This window comes from Rhodanobacter thiooxydans LCS2, assembly GCF_000264375.1.
Taxonomy (GTDB): Bacteria; Pseudomonadota; Gammaproteobacteria; order Xanthomonadales; family Rhodanobacteraceae; genus Rhodanobacter; species Rhodanobacter thiooxydans.
In genome coordinates this window covers 1-217 of record NZ_AJXW01000162.1, presented here as the reverse complement: position 1 = coordinate 217, position 217 = coordinate 1, and the positions used below count along the sequence as shown (strand labels likewise).

1 protein-coding gene is annotated in these 217 nt (G+C 75.6%); it reads right to left on the bottom strand.

Features of this window, described 5'->3' with window-relative positions:
- The coding region (locus UUA_RS19730) for a hypothetical protein (protein WP_008439762.1) at positions 1-217 on the bottom strand (217 nt) is incomplete at both ends.

The following is a 217-nucleotide window of genomic DNA, read 5'->3' as shown; positions in this document are numbered from 1 at the left end:
TGGCGCCGACCAGTCGCAGCGGTGCGCTTGCCGCCGCATCCAGCGCTGGCCAGGCGATCCGCCCGGCCGCGTCCAGCTGGCCGTGCGCGGCATCGATGCCGAGCCCGGGCGCCGTGATCTCGTAGTCGCTGCCGCCGGTGTCTTCCAGCGTCACGCGCGCCTGGCGATCGATCGCCAGCACCAGCGCGGGGGCGCCCTCCAGCACCGCGTACTCGCC